Raw genomic sequence first — 22575 nt, forward strand, 5'->3', positions numbered from 1 at the left:
GGAGAGGGAGAGCAACAAGCTTCCAAGTCACTCATGTTTTCCCCCTGGGGCCGATCCTCCCCTAGGGACGGTGAAGGACACATCCCCATGACCAAACCCAAAGTTCTCATTTCCGACGCGCTCTCGCCCGCTGCCGTGCAGATCTTCAAGGATCGCGGCATCGAGGTCGACTTCCAGCCCAACGTCGGCAAGGACAAGGACAAGCTCGCCGAAATCATCGGCAATTACGACGGCCTTGCGATCCGCTCCGCGACCAAGGCGACCGCCAAGATCCTTGAGAAGGCCACCAACCTCAAGGTGATCGGCCGCGCCGGCATCGGCGTCGACAATGTCGAGATCCCGGCTGCCACGGCCAAGGGCATCATCGTGATGAACACGCCGTTCGGCAATTCGATCACGACGGCCGAGCACGCGATTACGCTGATGCTGGCGCTCGCCCGCGAGATCCCGCAGGCCGACGCCTCGACCCAGGCCGGCAAGTGGGAGAAGAACCGCTTCATGGGCGTCGAGATCACCGGCAAGGTGTTAGGGGTGGTCGGTTGCGGCAATATCGGCTCGATCGTCGCCGACCGCGCGCTCGGCCTGCGCATGAAGGTGATCGCGTTCGATCCGTTCCTGTCGCCGGAGCGCGCCAAGGACATCGGCGTCGAGAAGGTCGAGCTCGATGACCTGCTCAAGCGGGCCGATTTCATCACGCTGCACACCCCGCTGACCGAGAAGACCAAGAACATCATCGATGCGGCCGCGATCGCGAAGATGAAGAAGGGCGTGCGCCTGATCAACTGCGCCCGCGGCGGTCTCGTCGACGAGCAGGCCGTGGTCGATGCGCTCAACGCCAAGCACATCGCCGGCGCCGCCTTCGACGTCTTCGTCGAGGAGCCCGCGACTTCGAACGTGCTGTTCGGCCACCCCAACGTGATCTGCACGCCGCATCTCGGCGCTTCCACCACGGAAGCGCAGGAGAACGTCGCGTTGCAGGTCGCCGAGCAGATGTCGGATTACCTCATCTCCGGCGCGATCTCCAATGCGATCAACTTCCCGTCCATCACCGCGGAAGAAGCGCCGAAGCTGAAACCGTTCATCACGCTCGCCGAGAAGCTCGGCTCGTTCGCCGGCCAGCTTACCGACACCGGCATCTCGAAGGTCACGATCACCTATGAGGGTCACGTCGCCGAAATGAAGATCAAGGCGCTGACTTCCGCGGTGCTCTCCGGCCTGTTGCGGCCGATGCTGGGTGAGGTCAACGTCGTGTCCGCGCCCGTCGTCGCGAAGGAGCGCGGCATGGTGGTGGACGAGGTGACGCGCGCCGCGCAGAGTGACTATGAGAGCCTGATCACCGTCACGGTCGCGACCGAACGCCAGGAGCGCTCGGTCTCCGGCACCGTCTATCACGACGGCAAGCCGCGGCTGGTCGACGTCAAGGGCATCCGCGTCGACGCAGAGTTCGGCAAGTCGATGATCTATGTCACCAACGAGGACAAGCCGGGCTTCATCGGAAAGTTCGCGAGCCTCTTGGGCGACGCCAAGCTCAACATCGCGACCTTCCATCTCGGCCGCGTCGCGCCCGGCAGCGATGCCATTGCCCTGGTCGAGGTCGACGGCGCGGTGCCGGCCGACCTGCTCGCCAAGGTGGCGACCCTGCCGCAGGTCAAGCAGGTCAAGGCGCTGACGTTCTGATCCTTCACCTCTCCCGAAGGGAGAGGTGACACAGCGAGCCGGCAGAGCGGGATTCCGTATTGCCTGTCGCCGATATATTCCGACCCGCGGAACAACGCCGTCTCCTTCATCGGAGGCGGCGTTTTTGTTTTCCGCAGCCGGCTATCTCAGTGTACCAATGGCGCCAGAACGCTCCGTTCAAGACATTCGACAAGGGAGAAAACAATGCGTGAAGCTGTCATCGTTTCCTATGCGCGCACGGGCCTGGCGAAATCCGGCCGCGGCGGGTTCAACATCACGCCGCCGATGTCGCTCGCGGCGCACGCCATTCATCATGCGGTGGACCGCGCCGGCGTCGAGAAGGATTATGTCGAGGACTGCTATCTCGGCAATTGCGCCCATGGCGCGCCGAACATTGGCCGCCAGGCGGCGCTGCTCGCGGGCCTGCCGAAGTCGACCGGTGGCGTCTCGGTGAACCGCTTCTGCTCCTCGGGGCTGCAGACCATCGCGATGGCCGCGAACTCGATCCGCTCCGACGGCGCCGATTGCATCGTTGCCGGCGGCGTCGAGAGCATCTCGATTCCCGGCGGGCCTCTGCCCAAGGAAGCTGTCGATCCGGACCTGCTCAAGACCGCGCCCGACATCTTCATGGCGATGATCGACACCGCCGACATCGTCGCCGAGCGCTACAAGCTCAGCCGCGAATACCAGGATGAATATTCGCTGGAATCGCAGCGGCGCATGGCGGCCGCGCAGCAGGCCGGCAAGTTCAAGGACGAGATCGTCCCGATGAAGACCAAGATGAAGGTCGTCGACAAGGCGACCAAGGCCGAGAGCATCGTCGACTATGTCGTCGATCGCGACGAATGCAACCGCCCCGAGACCACGCTGGAAGGCTTGGCAAAGCTCGAGCCGGTGAAGGGCCCGGGCAAATTCGTCACCGCCGGCAATGCCAGCCAGCTCTCCGACGGCGCCGCGGCCGTGGTGCTGATGGAGGCCAAGGACGCGGAGAAGCGCGGCCTCAAGCCGCTCGGCCGCTTCGTCGCCTGGGCGGCGGCGGGCTGCGAGCCCGACGAGATGGGCATCGGTCCGATCTTCGCGGTGCCGAAGCTGCTCAAGCGTCACGGCCTGAAGATCGACGACATCGACCTCTGGGAGCTCAACGAAGCCTTCGCCAGCCAGTGCCTCTATTCGCGCGACAAGCTCGGCATCGATCCGGCCAAGTACAACGTCAACGGCGGCTCGATCGCGATCGGCCATCCGTTCGGCATGACCGGTGCCCGCCTCACCGGCCACCTCCTCCAGGAAGGCGCGCGCCGCAAGGCGAAGTGGGGCGTCGTGACCATGTGCATCGGCGGCGGCCAGGGCGGCGCCGGCCTGTTCGAGATCTACAGCTGAGGCGATTGCCTCACCGGACCTTTCAAGATGGGAACACGGCGCGATGAGCGCCGTGTTTTTTCATGCGACCACTCTTGTGCACGCCGCCGTGCATAAAGGGAGTATTTGTGGCGGAATACACGTATTAGTACGTGTCCGCAAATTAACGGAAGCTTTTACGGGTTAGCGTCTCATCAACCGCATCCATCCCAACTGGCTTGGCGACCAAGATGCGGCTCCTCTCTCTTCGTCTCACCCACAAGATCACGGCGATCGGCGTCATCGGCCTCGCCGGTGTCCTCCTTATCGGCGGTATTCATCTCTACGGCGAGCGGGCGATGGGCCTGTCGCGCGCCGTCGCCGAGAATGCGCGCGGGATCTCCGAGCTGAACGGGCGGATCGCGGTCGAGGTGCTCGAAGGCCGCCGCGCCGAAAAGGATTTCCTGCTGCGCAACGATGCAGGCAAGGTCCAGCGCCAGATCGAGATCGGCAACCAGGTTGCCCTCGACATCGAGAAGCTTCGCGACAGGATTGCGGCCCTCGGCAAAGTCGAGCTGGTGCAGAAGATCGACGCGATGAAGTCGTCGCTGAAGACCTATCAAGCCCGCTTCGACGCGGTGGTGGAGCAGCGGCAGCGTCTCGGTCTCGACGAGAATTCAGGCCTCGAGGGACGCCTGCGCGCTTCCGTCCACGACATCGAGAGCAAGGTGGATCAGCTGCATGATGCGCCGCTCAAGGTGATCATGCTGATGATGCGCCGGCACGAGAAGGATTTCATGCTGCGTCGCGATGCCAAATACGGCGGCGAGATGAAGAAGCGCGCGTCGGAATTCGCAAGTACCGTCGACGCCGCCGCCGTTCCCGAGGCCGCCAAGGCCGAGCTGCGCGCGAAGCTATCGGACTATCAACGCGACTTCTCCGCCTGGATGGAGACGGCGCTCAAGCTTGCGACGGAATTGAAGGCGATGTCGGAAGCGTTCGCGGCGGTCGAGCCCGTCATCGAGCAGGTCTCGCAATCGGTCGAAGGCATGCGCGTCGAGGCCGACCGGCTCAACGAGACCGAGCGCGCCAGCATCCAGTTCTGGATCGCGGTGGCGATCGCGCTCATCGCCTGTGCCGTGCTGGGTCTCGGTGTCTTCATCGGCCGCTCGGTCTCGCAACCGCTCGCTTTGATGCGGGCGGCGATGATCGAGCTGGCCAAGGGCAATTTCGCCATCGTGCTGCCCGGCCTCGGCCGCCCTGACGAGATCGGCGAGATCGCGCAGGCCGTCGAGACGTTCAAGATCAACGCCGAGCAGAAGGCGCGCGAGGAAGCCGAAGAGAAGATCAGACAGGACAGGCTCGCCGCCGAGCGCCGCCGCGCCGACATGATCAGGATGGCCGACGATTTCGAGGGCGCCATCGGCGAGATCGTCGAGACTGTGTCCTCCGCTGCCACCGAACTCGAGGCGTCGGCGACCTCGCTGACCTCGACCGCGGGCCGGTCGACCGAGCTTGCCACGCTGGTCGAGGCCGCCTCGGAAGAGGCCGCCACCAACGTGCAGTCGGTGGCATCGGCGGCGGAAGAGCTGACCGCTTCCGTCAACGAGATCAGCCGCCAGGTGCAGGCGTCCGCGCGCATCGCCGGCGAGGCCGTCAGCCAGGCGGGCCAGACCAACGATCGCGTCGGCGAATTGTCGAGGGCGGCCGCGCGGATCGGCGACGTGGTCGAGCTCATCAACGCCATCGCCGGCCAGACCAACCTTCTGGCGCTCAACGCCACCATCGAGGCCGCGCGCGCCGGCGAGGCGGGGCGCGGCTTCGCCGTGGTCGCGTCCGAGGTCAAGGCGCTGGCCGAGCAGACCGCGAAGGCGACCGGCGAGATCGGTCAGCAGATCGCGAGCATCCAGGGCGCCACCAACGAGTCCGTCGGCGCGATCAGGACGATCGGCGGCACGATCGAGCGCCTGTCCGAGATCTCGTCCACCATCGCATCCGCCGTCGAACAGCAGGGCGCCGCGACCAGCGAGATCTCGCGCAACGTCCAGAGCGCGGCGGCCGGCACCACGCAGGTCAGCGCCAATATCAGCAATGTCAGGCAGGGCGCGGTCGAGACCGGCTCGGCGTCGACGCAGGTGCTGTCGGCGGCGAAATCCCTGTCCGGCGACAGCAACCGCCTCAAGTTCGAGGTCGGCAAGTTCCTGGAGACGGTGCGCGCGGCATAGGCGCCAAGCTTATTCGCGTCGGCTCGGAAATCTTTGCGTCGCCGGGCGTTAAGCGCGACGGGGCGAGGTCGAGGAGAACGCTCATGCGGACGATAATGGCAGCTATCCTTCTGACGGCTCCGCTGCTGGCCGGGCCGGCGATGGCGCAGAACCAGAACGTGCAGAACGAGGCCGACAAGGGCATCAAGACGCAGAATTCCGGCGCCTCGGGCTATGTCGGAGACCAGGACAAGCCGGGTGCGGCGACGTCCATGCCGGGAGACCGCAGCGCTGACAAGACCAGTGGTGCTGCCACATCGCCCAGCGCGCAGAATTCAGGCGCCGGAATCGCGGGAGCGCCCGGCAACAAGAACGGTCCGCCCGCGAAGTCGGGAACCGTCGGCGCGGCCACGCAGAATCCCACCGTGCAGGAGCAGGACCCGTCGAACATCAAGGGCCTGCCCGGCAACAAGAGCGGCCCGCCGGCGAAGCGCTAGGTTCTTGCTACGCCCTTGCCGTCACCGGCGCGAACGTCACCTCGATCAGCGTGCCCTGGCCGGCGTTCTTGATGTTGAACTGGGCGCGGTTGGCTTCGACCAGCGCCTTGGTCAGCGACAGGCTGAGCGCGGAACTGTCGGCGGCGTCGCCCGGCGGCGGGGTGCGGAACGGCTCCATGGCGGCGGCGACTTCCGTCTCGCTGAGGCCGTGGCCGGTGTCGCGGATGCGAAGCGCGATCTCGCCGCGGTCGTTGAGCGCGGTGGAGACGATGACTTGGCCGCCGGCACTCGCCAGTTTGATGGAGTTCGAGATCAGATTCATCGTCACCTGACGCAGCGCGCGCGCATCCGCCGTCACCTGCGGCAGCGCATGCGCGAGCGAGGTGCGGATGATGATGCGCTCGCGATTGGCCTGCGGCTGCATCACGGTGACGCAGGCTTCGACCAGGTCGTTGAGATTCACATTGGCAAAATTCAGATCGAGCTTGCCGGTCTCGATCCGCGACAGCTCGAGCAGATCGTCGATGATGGTGATCACCCGCTCGCCGGAGGCGCGGATGTCCTTCATGTATTCGCCGTAGCGCTCGTTGCCGAGCGCGCCGAAGCGTTCGGAGATCATCACCTCGGCAAAGCCGATGATGGCGTTGAGCGGCGTGCGGATCTCGTGGCTGATCCGCGCCAGCATGTCGGCCTTGGCATTCGCCGCGCCGTCGACCATGCGTCGCGCCTGCGTCAGCTCGCTCTCGCCCTTCTTCGCGTGTGACAGGTCGCGGAACACGGCGAAGAAGTTCGGGCCGTCGGGCCGCGTGCGGCCCATGATCATGGCGAGCGGCAGCACGCCGCCCTTCATTTCGCGGCCCAGCACCTCGCGGCCGTGGTCGAGCAGGCTCGCGATGTCCTGGCTCCTGATGCTGTTGAGATAATCCATCACGACCTGCTGGCTCTCGGGCGCGAACAGCGTCAGCAAATTCTGCTGCAGCAGCGCCTCGCCGTCATAGCCGAACAGCGCCTCGGCGCTGCGGTTGCAGGCGTGGATGTTGCCTTCGGCATCGAACATCACGATGCCCTCGGCCGTGGTGTCGAGGATCGCGGCGAGATCTTCCGCCTCGGCTTCGCCCGCCTCCGGCTCGGGCGCGAAGATGACGGGCTCGTCGACCTCGGTCTCGGCGGCGACTGGCGGCGCAGCCACCGGCGCCACGACGACGGGCGCTACTTGCGGCAGCGCGCAGATCAGCGCGTGCGCGCTTTCGCCGTTCCAGTCGATCGTGTGCAGATGCGCATCCGTGGTCGCCAGCGGCGCTTCGCCGTCAGCGACGGTCGCGCTGATCGTCACCGGCGTGCCCGATTGCGACGTGCTGCTGGCCGCGGAAACACCCGGCTCGACATAGAGCGCATCGAGCCCGCCGGCCTCTTCCAGCGCGGCGAGATCGGCATAGCCCATGCGCGCGAGGAAGGCGGGGTTGGCGTAGAGCAGGCGATCGAGCCGGTAGATCAGGATGCCCGTCGGCATCAGATCGAGCAGCGTCCGGTCGCGGGCGCTGTCGCCGCGCGCGGGCGGCGCCGGCTCAGTCAGCCATTCGGCCGCGGCGGCGGGCGGCGCGGCGAGCTCCGAGATCGCGGGCTCCGTGATGACCGCATCACGCGGCATCACCGCTTCAGGCGCGATCTCGTCCGCCGGCGGCTCGGCCGCGACGGAGGCCATCTGCTCGCGCTCGCGTTCGAGCCGCTCGGACAATTGCCGCGCCAGCTCGTTGAACGCGCTGTTCTCGACCGGCGTCAGCGTCGGCGGTCTCTGGTCGGTTTGTGACTTGAGATCACCGGGTGCGCGGAACGGCACGACATTTGGAGGCGTTTCCACTGATGTTTCCGGCTCGGTTGGGTGTGAATTCGCTTCGGTGAAGAGTGCGGGCGGTTCGGGCTCAATTGCAGTCGGCGGTTCAGGCTCCGGCGGCGGCGATGCCTCGACCGCAGGTGCTTCGGTTTCGGGCTCGACCACATCCTCGGCAGGGCCGTGCTCACCGGCGAGCAGCTCAAACCGCCGGAGCGCATCGAGCCGGTTGAGCGCATCGAGATCGCGGCAGACGCCAAAACCCTTGAAGCCGGCAAAGTTGCGCACGCTGTCGTAGACCGGCAGGCCGGCCAGCTCGACCGCCAGATGTTCGCCGCCGTCGGCCGGCCAGTTCACGGTGATGCCAGCCCAGGTGTCGTGGCTGGCGAGCGCCTGCGCGACGCGCCCGTCGGGGTCGAGCGCAAATTCCTCCGATATCTCGCGCCAGGGCCGGCCGAAGCGGGCGGCGGTGTGCGCGCCGATCAGGCGGATGAATTCGCCCGGAGCCAGCACAAAGCGCCCCTCCGCATCCATCTGCCAGAGGAAACGCAGCGGATGCTGGCGCGGTGTCTCCGCTCGGGGCTGCGGCTCGACCATGGGTGAGGTGATCGGCGCAGCTTGCGGCGGCACGATGGCTTCAGGCGGGTTTTCAACCGGCGTTTCCGCTACCGTTTCGACTGCCGGTTCGGGTGGCGGCGTCTCTGTGGGGACCGGCGTCTCGGTGGGCGCGGGCGTCTCGGCCGGCTCAGCGAACGGGTCGAACAACGCGATCCCGGAATCATGCGCGTCCGCCGCTGGCATCTCCTGTTGCGCCGGCTCGGGCGGCGCATCGGGCGCAGCCTCGGGCACGCTCTCGGCAGCCTGCGCCACCGCGGGCTCGATCAGCGCGACCAGACCGACATCGGCGCCGGCGCCGACCCGTTGCAGCACCATCTTGCCGATGCCGATCGGCATCTCGACGCGGCCTTTGCTCAGTGCGTCGCTGCGCGCCTGCTCGAGCCCGGCGTCGCCGAGATCGCGAAAGCCGAGCAGGGCGCGTGCCGCCTCGCTGGCGCCGGCGAACATGCCATCTGGCGCGAACGCCGCCATCGGCACGTCAGCACCGTCGACCAGGCGATGCAGCCGCTCGACCAGCGGCATGCTGCGCGCGGCTGCATCCATCGCGGTGACCAGCACGCCTTCGCTCCCGTCGGCAAAGGAGAGCCGTGCGCAGGCGCAGGTCATCAGCGCACCTAACTTCGCACCGAAGCCGCGCAACCGCTCCAGCCTGGCGGCGCCGCTCGCGGACAGAAGGCGACCGAGCCGGGCGACCTGGCGGCGATGGACGTCGGCGGGGCCGAAGGTCTTTTGCGCAAGCGCAGCCGCATGCGCCGCGCCGAAGAATGTCGCGCCGACCGGATTGGCCCACAGCACCCGCGTGCCGTCGGGCGACCACAGCCAGGCCGGCAGGGGTGAGGTCGCATGCACGGACAGCCTGGGATCGCCGACGCCTCGCAACTGGAAATCCGAATTGGTCATCGGGAAGGCTTCAGGTCTCGCTGTCACGCGTCACGCCGGGCTGACCGGAATGGCAGCCTTAAGAAAGGGTTAGTATCGCCCGTGGGCGCGGGCAGGTCCACGGCCCAGCCTATGAGGGGTGTCCCAATGCCGCGATAACCTTAATGTGGCCGAACCCGCAAGCCGCGCGACCGCTGCATCCGCAGGAATCCGCGGGGCGCGCCCGACGCTCAGTCGCTGCTCCACGCCAAGGACGTTACCGAGGTGATGTATCGTCAGCCGCGCCGCGATCGATGCGACCAAGGCGAAACATTGAAGCTGACGGGGGCAATCCTCGCGCCCCAACAAGGGTGCGTTCCCTCCCCCCTTGTGGGGGAGGGCTAGGGAGAGGGGTGGCCCAGCAATCGGTATCCGTTGTCGATGGATAGAACGTAGCAGGCCAACCGAGAGAATCCCCGTGTGGGCCCCCCTCCCTGACCTCGAGAGCGAGCTTCGCTCGCCTCGGACCCCACAAGGGGGGAGGGAAACGGAAAGAGTGGGTGCTTTGGCCGGTCGCTGCCGCTTAATGGAGTCCGGCCCGCAAGCGAGATCCCGCAACCCCCGGTTCCCCGCCGCAGGAACCTCGCCTTGAGATTAAATTATCGCAACGCACCCCGCGCATGCATTGCGCTGCACAATGTTGACATGTTAGGCAGCGATATTGCTGGGCGCTGGACGAGACATCTCGTTTGTTTTGCGTATCCAGTCTTTCGTACCCGCCACCTCGTAACAAGAAATGGCCCCCGATTGGGCCGGCGGGCGCGCCAGAAGGCTCACTCCATTTTTTCATTATCGAGAGGGACCAACCATGACAGGTGCGACTGATCCGTTTTCTGCCTCGATCATCCCGTTCGAGGTTCCCGAGCAGATGCGTGCGTTCGCCGAAAAGGGCGTGTCGCAGGCCCGCGAGACCTACGCCAAGTTCAAGGACGCCGCCGAAACCCACAACGGCACCGTCGAGGCCGTGTTCGCCTCGGCGAGCAAGGGCGTGAGCGAGTACACCGCCAAGCTGATGGAATTCGCCAAGGCCAACACCACGGCGCACCTCGACTTCGCCCAGGAGCTGCTCGGCACCAAATCGCCGACCGACGCCTTCCAGCTCTGGACCGGCCACGCCAAGACCCAGCTCGAGACCTTCCAGGCCCAGGCCAAGGAGCTCGTCGAGCTGACCCAGCGCGTCGCCGCCGAGACCGCCGAGCCGATCAAGGCCGGCGCCTCCAAGCTCTACAATCCCGCCGCCTGATCAAACCGGCGGATCGACCCAATCAGGAAACCCGGGCCCACCAGCCCGGGTTTTTTCTTTCTTCACCCCTCCCAAAGGGAGAGGTCGGCACGGCCCCGGCGATGCGAAGCATCGTCCGGCGGGATCCGGGTGAGGGGTTCAGGTCCCACGAGGTAAACCACCGCCAGCCGCTCGAATCCCGCGATTTTCATCGCGCTTTTGGAGGCAAATAACGCCCTCTGCGGCCTTGCCAAAAACCCCCGTTGCACCTAGTTTCCGCCCCGTCCAGCCCCCTCGGCATCAGGCCTTTTCAGGCCATCCAAGGCGCGGCTCGCAAGGATGCAGTTGTAGCTCAGTTGGTTAGAGCGCCTGTCTGTGGAACAGGAGGTCGGTGGTTCGAGCCCACCCAACTGTACCAGCGCTGTGTCTCAGAAAAGCCGTTGAGCTGAAGCTTGCGCTGGTTTTCGGCAGCTTGGCCGCACGCGCGTAGCGGAAATCACTACGCGTGAGCCCTGGCCAATTCATACGGTGAAGTCAGCAGCTCAATGGGGATATGCCATTCAGCGCTGATTGTGCGGATCATGTCGAGCGTCAGCGGGCGAACGCGATTCAGGATCTCGGACGCGCGATTGCGTCCGATGAGTTCGCTCAGGCCGGCCTGAGTTTTTCCCATGGAGTGGATCGCGAACTCCAGGACCTCCACTGGATCGACATGTGGAATTTCGAAGTGCGTGTCTTCGTACGCCCGGACGAGCGTTGCGAGCACCTCGAACCTGTCGCTCTCGGGCGTGCCGATTGCGGGCTGAGCCTCGAAATAACGCGTGATCTCGCCAGTCGCCCAGATGTAGTCGTCTTCGTTATGGAGAGGCCGAACATCCATCATCACACCGTCTCCGCATTGATCTTGTCGTAGTCTTTGTGCGTACCGACGAACTTGATGAGGGCGGCTTTGTGCAGATACGCAAAGTGAACGATGAGGCGGTATTTATTTCCACCTATATCGAAGATGGCTCTGCTGTCTCCGACGAAGTCGACATTGGCTCCAAACGCCCTCTTCAAATCCGCGGGCGAGCCCCAAGTCCCCTTGGACACGATTTGATACCAGGTGCTGAGAGGTTTTTCGGCATCTGGATATCGCTCCCAGAAATCCTTGAGGCCCTTCCTGGCGATTACGTTCATTGCCATAGCACCTTCCCAAAATGGGATCAATAGAAATTCCCAAAATGGGAACAGTGCCGTCTCACCCTCGGTCGCTGGTCCTTCAAAGCCAGCCCGAAGGCGCGGCTCGCAAGGATGCAGTTGTAGCTCAGTTGGTTAGAGCGCCTGTCTGTGGAACAGGAGGTCGGTGGTTCGAGCCCACCCAACTGTACCAGCGGAATCGTACTCAAGAGCGTTCGCTGGCTGCTTCGTGCGCTCGGGTGCCTTATCCACCGAACCGCAACGCATAAGTAAGTCTAGTGGAAGGATCCGTTATCTTTCGTTAAGGTTGTATCGCTCATATTTTCAACATGGGGCGTTACTCGATTGTCGCACGAAGCAATTTTGGATTCCCCGGCCGTGGAACGGCTGAGCCAGCTTGTGGATGAGTCAGTCCGCGCCAGCCGCGAAGGCGTACGACATTTTGTCGAGCCCACGCCTGGTGTTCTCACAAAGGCAAAAAGCAAGCGGCACAACATAATATTTGGTCGACGCGGCTCTGGCAAATCCAGCCTCTTACAGAAAATTCGCGCAGACCTGACGCTGGATCGCACTCCCATCGCGTGGTCGATCTCGAGACTTTTAAGCAGCACAGCTACCCTGACGTCTTGCTGAGTGTCCTTATAAAGAGCTTCTCCGAGTTTCAATCTTGGCTCGATACTGCTGCTACAAACCCTTCAACGAAGACAAGCTTCTGGAAGAAGCTATTTGGCTCCGTTCCAAACCGGCCCGGCTTCAACCGGGTCGAAACCAAAGCGTTATCGGTTGAATTCGGCAAAGTTATCAAAGAGCTCGAACATCTGCTGCATACCGCAGAGGAAGTGAAATTCAAAGCTACTAAAGGAGCCGAAAGCTCAGATGACGTGAAAGGCAGCATCTCCGGAAAGGTCCTGCCTGTTGGATCGGAGCTTTCAGCTTCGCAAAGCGACAAGGCGCGATCGGAATTGCAAAGCGAGTATTCGTCCAGAAAAATCGAAGTGCTTCATCGGCACATAATGAACTATCAGCAGCTCTTCGTGAGACTCTCTACGTTAGCGGGCGGTCCATCCTATCTACTGCTTGACGACCTCTACCATCTACGGTTGGAAGATCAGGCCAACGTCGTAGATTATTTTCACAGGATTGCGAAAGGGACCAACCTTTGGCTGAAGGTTGGGACAATTAGGCACCGCTCACGATGGTATGTGCATGGTCATCCGCCGTTAGGTATGAAGTTGGGCGACGATGCAGATGAAGTCGATCTCGACGTTACCCTTGAGCGATATGAAGTGACCAAGGCTTTCTTGCTGAAGGTCCTTGGTCAATTTGCGACCGAAGCATCCGTTTCGCTATCAGACATAATGGCAGACGGAGCTCGCGATCGGTTGGTTTTGGCTAGCGGTGGCGTTGCCCGCGACTTCCTTACGATGTTCAGCAAATCTATCCAAGTCGCGCGCGAGCGACTACTTGGAGGTAAAGATGCGCGCGGTCCGAAGGTCGGTGTCGAGGATGTCAACCGTGCGGCGGGGCAGCAAGGAGCGTTCAAAGAGGAGGATTTCACAAGAGACACTGGCACAACTGAGGACCGTGATCGCTTGCAGGGTGTATTCCGCAAGATTGTCGATTTCTGCATAGACAATAATGCAAACTGCATTCTGGTCGAGAAAGACCTGACCACACCTGAGACCGAGACCATCAATGAACTCGTTGATCTCAAATACCTTCATCGTGCCAAGCTGCGCGTTACTGTTCGAGATCGTGGTCGAGTTGGTAGAGCGTTCGATGCCTACATGCTCGATCTGAGCATGTACACCGGTTCACGAGCGCGGAGGGAGTTTGAGATCATAAAATTTTGGGGCTCGGGTTCGGATGACGCTCTTCGGCGAGCAGGTTTGATTTACATTGAGAGGCAAGCCGCGTAGCGACAACGCCTCGTCCATCGACGAATGGGAACTATATATTACGGTTACAGTGCACAAGCTCGCGGTGGGGGCGATCCGAACCTTCCCATGCTGCTACCGTCGCACCGACACAAGCAGCATCATTGGTCGTTCCACCTCTTCTTCCAGCGCCGGATTCTCCCTGATCTGCTGCGCCGAGGGCGCGAACTCATCGACGACTTCAATAGTAAACCCGGCGCGGATCAGCGTGGTCAGCGTCGTCGCGATCTTGCGGTGATACTTCAGGACGTCTTTCGCCAACCAGTCGGTGCGGCGCTCTCCCTCGATCGCGTAGCGATTAACCGGCCACGTCTTTCGCCCGTCTTCATCCACGATCCAGTGGGGATGGCGCGCGGCCATGAAGATCGGATGCTCGATCGAGAAGATGAAATGGCTGCCTGTGGTCAGAGAACGACTGAGCATTCGCGCGAGCCGCGCGAAGTCGCTGACGTAGTGGAGCGTGAGGGAGCTGAAAGCGAAATCGAAGGCCGCTTCAGGAAGCTCGATCGTCTCGATATCAGCAATGCGATACTCGATAGCAGGATCCCCGGTGGCCTGCCGTGCCCGGGCAATCATGGTCTCGGAGAGATCGACGCCCAGGACCGTCCTGGCGCCATTCTCACGCAGCCAACGTGAGGCCCAGCCGAACCCGCAGCCGAGATCGATGGCGCGCCTGCCGGCCATGTCGGGAAACATGCCGCGTAGGGCTGGCCATTCGGGTGCGCCGTCGAGGCCGTGCACTTGGCGTGGAAGCTGGCTGTAAGCTGAGAAGAAATCCGGATTGTCGTAGATGTTCTGTGCCATGACCTGCTCCGCTCCCGGTGGTGGTCTGCCACACGAATGCGGAAATTGCGATGGCTGTGCGCGAAAGTGCTAATCCTGCAAAGCGCATGCGATTAAGTACTGGCTAGCCAACAACACAGCGACGGCCGTCATCCCTCCCGCACAATCCGTACCAGTTCCACCTCAAGCCTCAACCCCGGCGCCTGCTTCGCAAACCCCGTGCACGCCGTCGACGTGCCATCGACCGACCGCCCCGATACGACCACGTCGATCTCGTCCAGTCCGAACACGCCGGGCGGGCCCGCGACCACGCGCTTGGCGGACAGGGTGGCTTTGAAGTGCTCTCCCTGCTGCGTCCAGTGTCCCGCATAGGCAAACGTATCGTCGCCGCCGCCGAGGTTCCCGTCAGGACCAAACTCGACCACGCCGGCGCCTTCGCCGACCGGCGTTTTGAACCAAACGGAATATTTGCCTGGGGTGATCACTGGAGCCACCGTATCACGGCTGTCCCAGTCGAATTGAGACAGATCAAAACGGCGATCGCGTGACCGGCGGGTGTTGCAGACTTCGCACCCGCAGAATTACGGAAGCTAAAGATTGATGACAACAGTACGCAGTTCCGCGAGCGGCGGGCCGATCTACCTCACCCCCGCCACCAGCATACCACCACAGGCAGCGTCAGCGCCGCCAGCAGCGTCCCCAGCGCCACCGCGCCGGACACCGGGTTCACCAGCCGCTGATATTGTGCGGCAAAGATGTAGGCGTTGGCGCCGGTCGGCATCGCCGCGAACAGCACGATGACGCCGCTCGCGACCGGCGGCAGACCCAGCAGCCTTGCCAGCAGATAAGCGGTGGCCGGCATAGCGAGCAGCTTGAGCGCGCACATCACGGCGACGCTTCCCATCTCGCCTTTCACCTCGAAGCGAAACAGATTGATGCCGAGCGCGATCAGCGCGGCCGGCGATCCCGCCTGCGCCAAGAGCTCGATCGTCCTGTCGACGACTGGGGTAAGGCCGAGGCCGGTGAAGCGCCAGATCACGCCGAAGCCGATCCCCAGCATCAAGGGATTGCGCACGAGATCGGCGAGCACCGGGCGCAGCACCGCGAGAGGCGAGCCCGTTCCTTTGCGGCTGACGAGCTCCATCTGCAAGATGCCGCAGAGCCACAGCAGCGGCGTGTTCACCGACAGGATCAGCGACATCGGCCCCGCGGCCTCGTTGCCGAGCGCCGAGAGCACCAGGGGAATGCCGAGCATCACGATGTTGCCGTAGACCGAGCCGATCGCGAACACGACGCCGTCCTCGCGCTCCTCGCGGCGCTCGCGGAGCAGGGCGGAGATGACAAGCGCCGCCATCCAGGTCAGCGCCAGCGCGCCGTAATAGGCGCCCCACATGTGCCACGGACTGACATCAGGGAATTCCGACACCACGATGGTGCGAAACAACAGCGCGGGGATCGCGATACTGAAGGCGAATTCGGAGATGCCCTTGTGCGCGCCCTCGGAGACGAAGCGAAACAGCACCGAGGCATAGCCGGCCGCGATCAGCGCAAACACCGGCGCGACGATCAGGAGCGTGGCCATGCGCGCTAGGACCCCAGCTCGATGATCCTGCGCGCCATGCGCACATTGGCGTAATCGATCATCTTGCCGTCGAGGGTCACCGCGCCCTGTCCCTGCGCTTCGGCCTGCGCCATGGCCTCGAGGATCCGCCGCGCCTGGGCCAGCTCGGCGTCGGACGGCATGAACGCACGCAAGGTCGGTTCGATCTGGTCGGGGTGGATCACCTGCTTGCCGTCGAAACCCATCGCGGCGGCCTTCTGCGCGGTGCTTTCGGTCAACCTGGCATCGCGGAACGCGCCGCACGGACCGTCGATGGCGCGGAGGCCAAACGCGCGCGCCGCCACCAGCACGCGCATCATGGGATAGGCGAACAGGTCGAGCGGCGCGGAGGCGTAGCCGGTTTGCGCCGTTCCGGTCTGGCGGTAGCCGTCCGGCGAGATGCCGACGTCGGAGCAGCGTGCGCCGATCGAGGCGGCGAAATCGCCGACGCCGAGATGTAAGGCTCGGACGCTCTCGTGCGATGCGGCCAGCGCGTCGACATTGACGAGCCCCAGCGCCGTCTCGATCAGCAATTCCAGCGCGACCGGCGCGGGCCGATCCGCGCCCGCGGCCCGCAGCCGATCGGCGATCGAGCAGACATCACTCGCACGCTCCGCCTTCGGCACGATCACCGCATCCAGCCTCGCCAGCGACGCGAGCGCGCGGATTTCTTGATCGATGAAGGCGCTGTCGATCGCATTGAGCCTGACGGCGACGGTCTTGGTGCCCCAATCGAGCGTGGAGAGCGACCGCACCGCTTCGTCCAGTGCGGCGGCCTTCTCGGACGGCGGCACGGCATCCTCGAGATCCATGAACACCGCGTCGGCCGCCGAAGCGGCGGCCTTCTCGACCAGGCGGGCGCGGTGGGCGGGAACGGCCAGGTAAGCCCGCGTCGGCCGAGCACGGACCATTTCTAGCTTCCTTTCGTCAGGCCGAGTTCGGCGAGGATGGCGTCATTGTGCTCTCCGACATCAGGGACAGGATCCATCCTTGGGGTGAGCCCCGGAATGGTGAGGGCGGGCAGGAAGCTCATCACCGGCCCGCAGGGCGAGCCGACCGTCTGCACGCGCGATCGGGCGTGGAGCTGTTCGTGCGCGAGGAAAGCCTCGACCGAATTCAGATGCGCGTTGGCGATCGAGGCCGCATCGAGCAGCCGCAGCACCTCGTCGCCCGTCAGGGAAGCAAAGCGCTGTTCGATATGGACCTGCAGCGCGTCGCGGTTCTGCATGCGCAGCGGATTCGTGCGGAAACTCGGATCGTCGGCGAGGCCCTCGTCGCCGAGAACGATGCGGCACAGCGCGCGCCATTCCCGGTCGTTCTGGATGCCGAAGAAGATCGTAGAGCCGTCGCCGACTTGGAACGGGCCATAGGGCGCGATGGTGGCGTGCCTTGCTCCGGTTCGCGGCAGCGGCCGTCCCGTGCTGCGCGTGTAGAAGGCGGGATAGCTCATCCAGTCGGTGATGGAGTCGAACAGCGAAGCCTGGAAGGCGGTGCCCTTGCCGGTTCGCTCGCGGCGATACAGCGCCATCAGCACGCCGTTGAGGATGTACATGCCGGTGGCGATATCGACCACGGAAAGCCCGACCTTGGCGGGCTCGGCCTCGGTGCCGTTCACGGCGAGCACGCCGGCCTCGCATTGCACCAGCAGGTCATAGGCTTTCTTGTCGCTGTAGGGGCCGCCGCTGCCATAGCCCGAGACGTCGCAGGCGATGATGCCAGGATATTTGCGCAGCAGCGCGGCGGCATCGAGGCCAAGCCGCTCCGCCGCGCCGGGCGCCAGGTTCTGGATGAACACGTCGGCCCGCGGCAAAAGAGCGTCGAGCACCTTGCGGCCGGCCTCGCTCTTGATGTCGATGGCCAGACTCTCCTTCGACCGGTTGGTCCAGACGAACTGGCTCGACATGCCGTTCATGACATGGTCGTAGTCGCGGCAGAAATCGCCGGGGCTCGGCCGCTCGATCTTGATGACCCGGGCTCCCCAGTCCGCAAGGTGCCGGCTGGCGAGCGGCGCCGCGATCGCTTGCTCCAGCGAGACCACCGTCACCCCCGACAGCGGCAGCTCCGCCCCATTCCCCTCCATGCGATCGCCTCCACTCCAGCTGATTTTTCTTGACCCGGCGCAGCAGACCAGCCGACCACCCACGCGTCGTTGAGGCTGACATGATGCCCCTGTTTTGCCCGACGAGTCAAATTCGAATTCGACAAATCCTAATTTTTCCGATTGCGGAGCAGACGTCGCGGCTTGGCTACTGTGCATGGGGTTGTTTTGCGGATTGGCGGCCGGACCTGCGGCTCCCCTCCCTGTTGCCGAGACCGCACAGGTCCGACCTTTCGCCTCCGCCCTCGTTGCCAACGCACGCCCATTCACCCACACTCGCCTCCGACTCGTCATTTGGGGGGTTCGATGCCGGTATCTCGCGTCACGACGTCCTTGGCCGCCGCCAGCCTCGCGCTCGCCGCTCTGGTCCTGCCGGGCAAGGCCCTTGCCTACACGCCCGAGGAGCAGCAGGCCTGTACGCCGGATGCGATGCGGCTGTGCGGCGAGTTCGTTCCCAACGTCGATGCCATCACCGCCTGCATGATCCAGAAGAAGGCGCAGCTGTCGCCGCAATGCGCGGTGTTCTTCCGCCACGGGCCGGAGCCGGGCGAGGTCCGCGCCGGTAGGCCGACCAACATCAAGCCGGTCGCCGCCAAGAAGACCAAGCCGAAGGCCAAGAAGAAAAAGACCGACGACGGCTAGCGCCGCGTTCCCTGCCTGAAACCTCCGCACGCCCCTTGCGTCAAAATGACAGAGGGGCACACCAGCCACAGGACAGCCACCGGACTCGTTTTGTTCGCGCCGCTAGCGCACGGCGCGCAGCGATGGCGCGTCTGCGATGAAAAAGGCGGCCGTAAGGATTTGCGCGGCGAGGTTGTAGCCCTGACTTTTCCGCGCGATTGCATCGAAAACATTACAGATTGCCCGCGTGCACAGCGATTGATGACTGTTCAGGTCCGTCGTCGCGCAAGGCAGTGTGACTCAAATGCGCCATGTCCTGTTATTTCGTGAGGGCGAGGAACCCGCCGGCAAATTTTTCTTTCCCGAATCAGCGCGGTGATTCATTTTCGCGGCCTGGGGTCAATCTGGAGGCCAGAGGTATGAACGTTATTGTTTTTGCATCGCGTAAGGGCGGCTCGGGCAAGAGTACCCTGGCTGCACATCTCGCCGCGCAGATCAAGGCGAGCAAGCAGGTGATGCTGGTGGATGCGGATCCGCAGGGCTCGCTCACGCTGTGGCACAAGCTGCGCGGCACCAACGAACCGCCGATCAAGGCGGCCGTGAACTCGGTCAGCGGCATCGTCTCCGCGGCCAAGCGCGACGGTTATGAATGGGTGTTGATCGACACGCCGCCGAATCTGTCGGCCGTCGTCGACGACGCGATCAAGAACGCCACCATGGTGGTGATCCCCGCACGTCCCGGCGTGTTCGACGTCAACGCGGTGCAGGAAACCATCCAGATGTGCCGCGCGGCGCGCAAGCCCTACGCGGTGGTGCTCAACGGTGCGCCGGCCAAGCGCGACGAAGCCGAGAGCCCGATCGTCACCATCGCCCGCGAGGCGCTGGCCAAGTTCCGCGCTCCGGTGTGGGGCGGTCAGATCACCAATCGTTCGGATTTGTTGATGGCACTCAGCCACGGCGAAGGCGCGCGTGAATATCAGGCCGAGAGCCGTGCGGCCCAGGAAATTGCGAGACTTTGGGCGGCAATCGAGCGTTCAGTGAAAGCAATTCGCGGCACGGCGTCGGCTTCCGGCGCAATGCACAAGCAGGCGGCATAATTTCATTCAATCATTCCCCGGACGACAAACGCGCGGCGTCCCGCGCGTTTTGCGTTTTCAGGGACTGACGGTGAGTTACGCCACCATCAGCATGTAGAACACGATCACCGGCGACAGCGTCAGGATCACCGACCAGATGCCGACGGCCCAGATGATGTCTTCGGTGGAGAAGCCCTGCCGCTCGGCGTCGTCAAGGCTGTACTGCGTGGCGCCGTAATGCGACGCCATATCATTCTGATTATTCATGATCGCCCCCGCGATTTCTTCGCTTATGGGGACGAACGATACGCAGGATATTTTAAGATTCCGGCTTGCAGCGCCGCTCGCATTTTGAGCGCATTTGTGACGCCGGCTTAACTATCCGCTCAGCCGGCGAGCCAGACCCGAAACAGCAGCGCCGGCATCAGGCCGAGCATCACGGCCCAGAAGCCGAACGACGACACCAGCAGGATTCCCTGCCAAAGATCGGAAGGCGCGAAGGTTTCCGCCGCGGTCGGGCGAACGCGTTGCCCCATGGTCATTCCCCCTTTTGATCGACATCGAGGGGGAACGATAGGCGCCATTGCGTAAACGAGACGTGGATGCGTCATGCGGCGGATGCGAAGCCCGTTCGCGACCGGTTAACCAAGGCGACGCTCTCACCGCCTCTCCCCGTTGTTACGGAGAGAGGCGACGCCGAGCGTTACGCCGCAACCTTCACGCGCCGCTCGATCTCGCGGTCGAGCATCGCGGCGAGTTCGCTGCTCACCTCCACCATGGGCAGGCGCACCTCGGGGCTGTCGATCAGGCCTGACCGCCACAACCAGTACTTCGCCGGTGCCGGGCTCGGCTCGGTGAACAGCAGGCGCGTCAGCTCCGCGACCTCCTGCCAGCGCGCCTCTGCCGCTGCGGCGTTGCCGCGCTTCAGCTCGGCATGAACGGCCGCGAAGGTCGCGGTCTCGAGATGCGCGGAAAGCAAGATGCCGCCATCGGCGCCATCACTGAGCGCCTCGAAATAATTGGCATCCTCGCCGGTGAGCACGGCGAAGCCCTGCGGCCGGTCACGCAGCAGCGCGATCGACTGCTCGCGGCTCGCGCCGCAATCCTTCAAGCCGACGATGTTGGGATGCTCCGCGAGCCGCAGCATGGTCTGGTTGGTGATGCCGACCGCGCAGCGATAGGGAATGTTGTAGAGCGCGAGCGGCCAGGCGGCATGATCGGCCAGCGCCTCGAAATGGGCTGATATGCCGCGCTGCGAGGGTCGCACGTAATAGGGGCTCGCGATCAGATAGAAGTCGATCGGCCAGTCCGCGGTCTCGTCGAGACGGTCCTTCAGCCGTGAGGTGTCCGCTCCCGAGAGTCCGAGCCCGATCGGAACGTTGCGGCGGACGGCCGCGATCTCGTCGCGGACGATGGCGACGAGGCGCTCGAGCTCGGCATCGCGCAGCGTCATGCCTTCGCCGGAGGTCGCCCCCAGAATGAAGCCGTCGATCGCCTGCGTGCAGTAGTGCCGCGACAGCCGCCGCAGCGACACTTCGTCGAGGCGGCCATCGCGAAACGGCGTCACCAGCGGCAGCCAGAGCCCGTGCAGATGGGTTCGCAAATCAGTCATGTTCCTTCTCCTTCTCAAGATGAACCTGAGACGGAGGGCACATGAAAAAACCCCGTCCAGGTGGCGGGGTTTTCGGGATTGGCTCGCGATGACGAAGTCAGCTCAGCGCGCAAGCATCCGCGGTCCCCGGATGGGGGCCTTTTTTCGAGACGAGTGCGCACGACTTCGTGATCATTTGGAAATGATGCGGGGTATACCCGAAACTGTCAATACACGCGGAGGGCGAAAGCCTGATTGGACGGAAAAAAAGCCGGACCCGAAGGGCCCGGCTTAGGTATTGGCCACGTGAGGCCGACACAATCACCTTCCAAGAGGGATTACTGAACTCCCGCGCCACTGGAGGAGGGGGACAAATGCGCAACGCGAAGGCTCAGCGTGCAAACAGTATGAGCTTGACGAGCGCCATGCAGCAACAGCCGAGGCCGCATGTCAGACATGCGGAAATCAGGACGGCCAGCGCTGCGCCTTGCTCACCACGAAGTCGCGGAACACTTGCACGCGCGCGACCGTCTTCAGCTCCTCGGGATAGACAAAGTACGTGTCGAGCTGGATCGAATCCGATTCACCGAACAGTTGCACGAGCTTGCTCTGCTCCTCGACGAGATAATCGGGCAGCGCCGCGATACCGAGGCCCTGCTGACAGGCGCGCACGAGACCGAGAATGTTGTTGACCTTGAAGTAAGCCTCGCGCGGGCCCGAGCCGTTGCGGCCTGCTTCGACCAGCCAGTTGCGGTTCTGCAAGTGGGGCGCAAAGTTGCCGTCCGAGAGCGAGATGATGCGGTGGGCATCGAGCTCTTCCAGCGTGCGCGGCGTGCCGAAGCGCTTGATGTATTCCGGCGAGCAATAGGCGTGGAAGCCCATCGCGAACAGCTTGCGCTGGATGAGATCCGGCTGCGTCGGTTTGCGGGTGCGGATGGCGACGTCGGCCTCGCGCATCGACAGATCCAGCTCCTCGTCGGTGACGATCAGCGAGATCCGGATCTCCGGATAGAGCGCGGTGAATTCGCCGAGGCGCGGGATCAGCCAGTTGATGCCGACGCCGGGCGTGGTGGTGATCTTGAGATCGCCGCTCGGGCGCTCGCGGCTGTCGGTCAGCTTGGCGCGCGCCGCCTGCAGCTGCATGAACACGTCATGCGCGGTGCGGAACAACAGGTCGCCCTGCTCGGTAAGGATCAGGCCGCGGGCGTGGCGGTGGAACAGCGAAACCGAAAGCTCCTGCTCCAGCGCCGAAACCTGGCGCGACACCGCCGATTGCGACAGGCCGAGCTGCTCTCCCGCATGCGTGAAGCTGCCCGCTTCCGCCGCCGCGTGAAACACCTTCAGCTTGTCCCAGTCCATGTCCGTAAATCCGTCGCGTGTTCGAGGCATGA

General features: G+C 63.8%; 20 protein-coding genes and 2 tRNA genes. 10 read left to right on the forward strand and 12 right to left on the reverse strand.

The window, feature by feature from the left end; genetic code table 11:
• The first annotated feature begins 87 nt into the window (after positions 1-87).
• The 4 genes from serA (at position 88) to IF809_RS11480 (ending at position 5713) form a co-directional block, all read left to right on the forward strand.
• A complete protein-coding gene (gene serA / locus IF809_RS11465) occupies positions 88-1677 on the forward strand; it encodes a phosphoglycerate dehydrogenase (RefSeq protein WP_462837622.1) in 1590 nt (529 codons plus the stop codon).
• A gap of 204 nt (positions 1678-1881) precedes the next feature.
• Positions 1882-3054 (forward strand): thiolase family protein, encoded by a 1173-nt coding sequence (locus IF809_RS11470; protein ID WP_453980515.1) that lies wholly within the window; start codon positions 1882-1884, stop codon positions 3052-3054.
• Positions 3055-3263: 209 nt separating this feature from the next.
• The gene (locus IF809_RS11475; RefSeq protein ID WP_462837623.1) at positions 3264-5237 is read left to right on the forward strand and encodes a methyl-accepting chemotaxis protein; all 1974 of its coding nucleotides are present in this window, start codon (positions 3264-3266) and stop codon (positions 5235-5237) included.
• A 251-nt stretch (positions 5238-5488) separates the two neighbouring features.
• A complete protein-coding gene (locus IF809_RS11480) occupies positions 5489-5713 on the forward strand; it encodes a hypothetical protein (protein WP_244659350.1) in 225 nt (74 codons plus the stop codon).
• Positions 5714-5720: 7 nt separating this feature from the next.
• Here the strand turns inward: IF809_RS11480 and IF809_RS11485 are convergent, their stop codons facing one another.
• Positions 5721-9059: a PAS domain-containing protein gene (locus IF809_RS11485; RefSeq protein ID WP_462837648.1), complete on the reverse strand. Its 3339-nt coding sequence runs from the start codon at positions 9057-9059 to the stop codon at positions 5721-5723.
• A gap of 826 nt (positions 9060-9885) precedes the next feature.
• Between IF809_RS11485 and IF809_RS11490 the strand changes: the two genes are divergently transcribed.
• Positions 9886-10320, forward strand: a complete 435-nt coding sequence (locus tag IF809_RS11490; RefSeq protein ID WP_128968301.1) for a phasin — start codon at positions 9886-9888, stop codon at positions 10318-10320.
• Positions 10321-10640: 320 nt separating this feature from the next.
• Positions 10641-10717: transfer RNA gene (locus IF809_RS11495), tRNA-His, on the forward strand.
• Between the two features lie 81 nt (positions 10718-10798).
• Here the strand turns inward: IF809_RS11495 and IF809_RS11500 are convergent.
• Positions 10799-11182: a helix-turn-helix domain-containing protein gene (locus IF809_RS11500; protein ID WP_462837624.1), complete on the reverse strand. Its 384-nt coding sequence runs from the start codon at positions 11180-11182 to the stop codon at positions 10799-10801.
• On the reverse strand, positions 11182-11478 hold the full coding sequence (locus tag IF809_RS11505; protein ID WP_462837649.1) for a type II toxin-antitoxin system HigB family toxin: 297 nt from the start codon (positions 11476-11478) through the stop codon (positions 11182-11184). Before IF809_RS11505 ends, IF809_RS11500 begins: the two co-directional genes overlap by 1 nt.
• A gap of 116 nt (positions 11479-11594) precedes the next feature.
• Here IF809_RS11505 and IF809_RS11510 point away from each other — a divergent pair.
• Both IF809_RS11510 and IF809_RS11515 read left to right on the forward strand, forming a co-directional pair.
• Positions 11595-11671 (forward strand) — tRNA-His (locus IF809_RS11510).
• 388 nt (positions 11672-12059) lie between these two features.
• Positions 12060-13397: a hypothetical protein gene (locus IF809_RS11515; protein ID WP_462837625.1), complete on the forward strand. Its 1338-nt coding sequence runs from the start codon at positions 12060-12062 to the stop codon at positions 13395-13397.
• A 93-nt stretch (positions 13398-13490) separates the two neighbouring features.
• Here the strand turns inward: IF809_RS11515 and IF809_RS11520 are convergent, their stop codons facing one another.
• The 5 genes from IF809_RS11520 to IF809_RS11540 form a co-directional block, all read right to left on the reverse strand.
• Positions 13491-14219, reverse strand: coding sequence for a class I SAM-dependent methyltransferase (locus IF809_RS11520; RefSeq protein ID WP_462837626.1), 729 nt, complete (start codon positions 14217-14219; stop codon positions 13491-13493).
• A gap of 128 nt (positions 14220-14347) precedes the next feature.
• Positions 14348-14683 (reverse strand): hypothetical protein, encoded by a 336-nt coding sequence (locus IF809_RS11525; protein WP_462837627.1) that lies wholly within the window; start codon positions 14681-14683, stop codon positions 14348-14350.
• A gap of 158 nt (positions 14684-14841) precedes the next feature.
• On the reverse strand, positions 14842-15780 hold the full coding sequence (locus IF809_RS11530) for an AEC family transporter (protein WP_462837628.1): 939 nt from the start codon (positions 15778-15780) through the stop codon (positions 14842-14844).
• A gap of 5 nt (positions 15781-15785) precedes the next feature.
• Positions 15786-16709 (reverse strand): HpcH/HpaI aldolase/citrate lyase family protein, encoded by a 924-nt coding sequence (locus tag IF809_RS11535; RefSeq protein WP_462837629.1) that lies wholly within the window; start codon positions 16707-16709, stop codon positions 15786-15788.
• A gap of 2 nt (positions 16710-16711) precedes the next feature.
• Entirely contained in the window at positions 16712-17878 is a 1167-nt protein-coding gene (locus tag IF809_RS11540) for a CaiB/BaiF CoA transferase family protein (RefSeq protein WP_462837630.1), read from the reverse strand.
• Positions 17879-18202: 324 nt separating this feature from the next.
• Here IF809_RS11540 and IF809_RS11545 point away from each other — a divergent pair, with 324 nt between their 5' ends.
• Together IF809_RS11545 and IF809_RS11550 are read left to right on the forward strand one after the other, a co-directional pair.
• Positions 18203-18538, forward strand: coding sequence for a hypothetical protein (locus tag IF809_RS11545; protein WP_462837631.1), 336 nt, complete (start codon positions 18203-18205; stop codon positions 18536-18538).
• A gap of 398 nt (positions 18539-18936) precedes the next feature.
• A complete protein-coding gene (locus tag IF809_RS11550; protein ID WP_025032179.1) occupies positions 18937-19614 on the forward strand; it encodes a ParA family protein in 678 nt (225 codons plus the stop codon).
• A 75-nt stretch (positions 19615-19689) separates the two neighbouring features.
• Here IF809_RS11550 and IF809_RS11555 read toward each other — a convergent pair whose 3' ends face one another.
• The 4 genes from IF809_RS11555 to IF809_RS11570 all read right to left on the reverse strand — a co-directional run bounded on the left by IF809_RS11555 (position 19690) and on the right by IF809_RS11570 (position 22573).
• Positions 19690-19860, reverse strand: coding sequence for a hypothetical protein (locus IF809_RS11555; RefSeq protein ID WP_462837632.1), 171 nt, complete (start codon positions 19858-19860; stop codon positions 19690-19692).
• 119 nt (positions 19861-19979) lie between these two features.
• Entirely contained in the window at positions 19980-20129 is a 150-nt protein-coding gene (locus IF809_RS11560) for a hypothetical protein (protein WP_164938876.1), read from the reverse strand.
• Between the two features lie 167 nt (positions 20130-20296).
• Positions 20297-21205, reverse strand: coding sequence for a 4-hydroxy-tetrahydrodipicolinate synthase family protein (locus tag IF809_RS11565; protein ID WP_462837633.1), 909 nt, complete (start codon positions 21203-21205; stop codon positions 20297-20299).
• 444 nt (positions 21206-21649) lie between these two features.
• A complete protein-coding gene (locus IF809_RS11570) occupies positions 21650-22573 on the reverse strand; it encodes a LysR family transcriptional regulator (RefSeq protein WP_164938875.1) in 924 nt (307 codons plus the stop codon).
• Between the last annotated feature and the right edge of the window lie 2 nt (positions 22574-22575).

This window comes from Bradyrhizobium sp. UFLA06-24, from assembly GCF_054967145.1.

Bases quoted from the DNA above. Each gene is read 5' to 3' on its own strand.
- serA (WP_462837622.1), top strand. From the start codon at position 88: ATGACCAAACCCAAAGTTCTCATTTCCGACGCGCTCTCGCCCGCTGCC.
- IF809_RS11470 (WP_453980515.1), top strand. From the start codon at position 1,882: ATGCGTGAAGCTGTCATCGTTTCCTATGCGCGCACGGGCCTGGCGAAA.
- IF809_RS11475 (WP_462837623.1), top strand. From the start codon at position 3,264: ATGCGGCTCCTCTCTCTTCGTCTCACCCACAAGATCACGGCGATCGGC.
- IF809_RS11480 (WP_244659350.1), top strand. From the start codon at position 5,489: ATGCCGGGAGACCGCAGCGCTGACAAGACCAGTGGTGCTGCCACATCG.
- IF809_RS11485 (WP_462837648.1), bottom strand. From the start codon at position 9,059: ATGACCAATTCGGATTTCCAGTTGCGAGGCGTCGGCGATCCCAGGCTG.
- IF809_RS11490 (WP_128968301.1), top strand. From the start codon at position 9,886: ATGACAGGTGCGACTGATCCGTTTTCTGCCTCGATCATCCCGTTCGAG.
- IF809_RS11500 (WP_462837624.1), bottom strand. From the start codon at position 11,182: ATGATGGATGTTCGGCCTCTCCATAACGAAGACGACTACATCTGGGCG.
- IF809_RS11505 (WP_462837649.1), bottom strand. From the start codon at position 11,478: ATGAACGTAATCGCCAGGAAGGGCCTCAAGGATTTCTGGGAGCGATAT.
- IF809_RS11520 (WP_462837626.1), bottom strand. From the start codon at position 14,219: ATGGCACAGAACATCTACGACAATCCGGATTTCTTCTCAGCTTACAGC.
- IF809_RS11530 (WP_462837628.1), bottom strand. From the start codon at position 15,780: ATGGCCACGCTCCTGATCGTCGCGCCGGTGTTTGCGCTGATCGCGGCC.
- IF809_RS11535 (WP_462837629.1), bottom strand. From the start codon at position 16,709: ATGGTCCGTGCTCGGCCGACGCGGGCTTACCTGGCCGTTCCCGCCCAC.
- IF809_RS11540 (WP_462837630.1), bottom strand. From the start codon at position 17,878: ATGGAGGGGAATGGGGCGGAGCTGCCGCTGTCGGGGGTGACGGTGGTC.
- IF809_RS11545 (WP_462837631.1), top strand. From the start codon at position 18,203: ATGCCGGTATCTCGCGTCACGACGTCCTTGGCCGCCGCCAGCCTCGCG.
- IF809_RS11550 (WP_025032179.1), top strand. From the start codon at position 18,937: ATGAACGTTATTGTTTTTGCATCGCGTAAGGGCGGCTCGGGCAAGAGT.
- IF809_RS11555 (WP_462837632.1), bottom strand. From the start codon at position 19,860: ATGAATAATCAGAATGATATGGCGTCGCATTACGGCGCCACGCAGTAC.
- IF809_RS11560 (WP_164938876.1), bottom strand. From the start codon at position 20,129: ATGGGGCAACGCGTTCGCCCGACCGCGGCGGAAACCTTCGCGCCTTCC.
- IF809_RS11565 (WP_462837633.1), bottom strand. From the start codon at position 21,205: ATGACTGATTTGCGAACCCATCTGCACGGGCTCTGGCTGCCGCTGGTG.
- IF809_RS11570 (WP_164938875.1), bottom strand. From the start codon at position 22,573: ATGCCTCGAACACGCGACGGATTTACGGACATGGACTGGGACAAGCTG.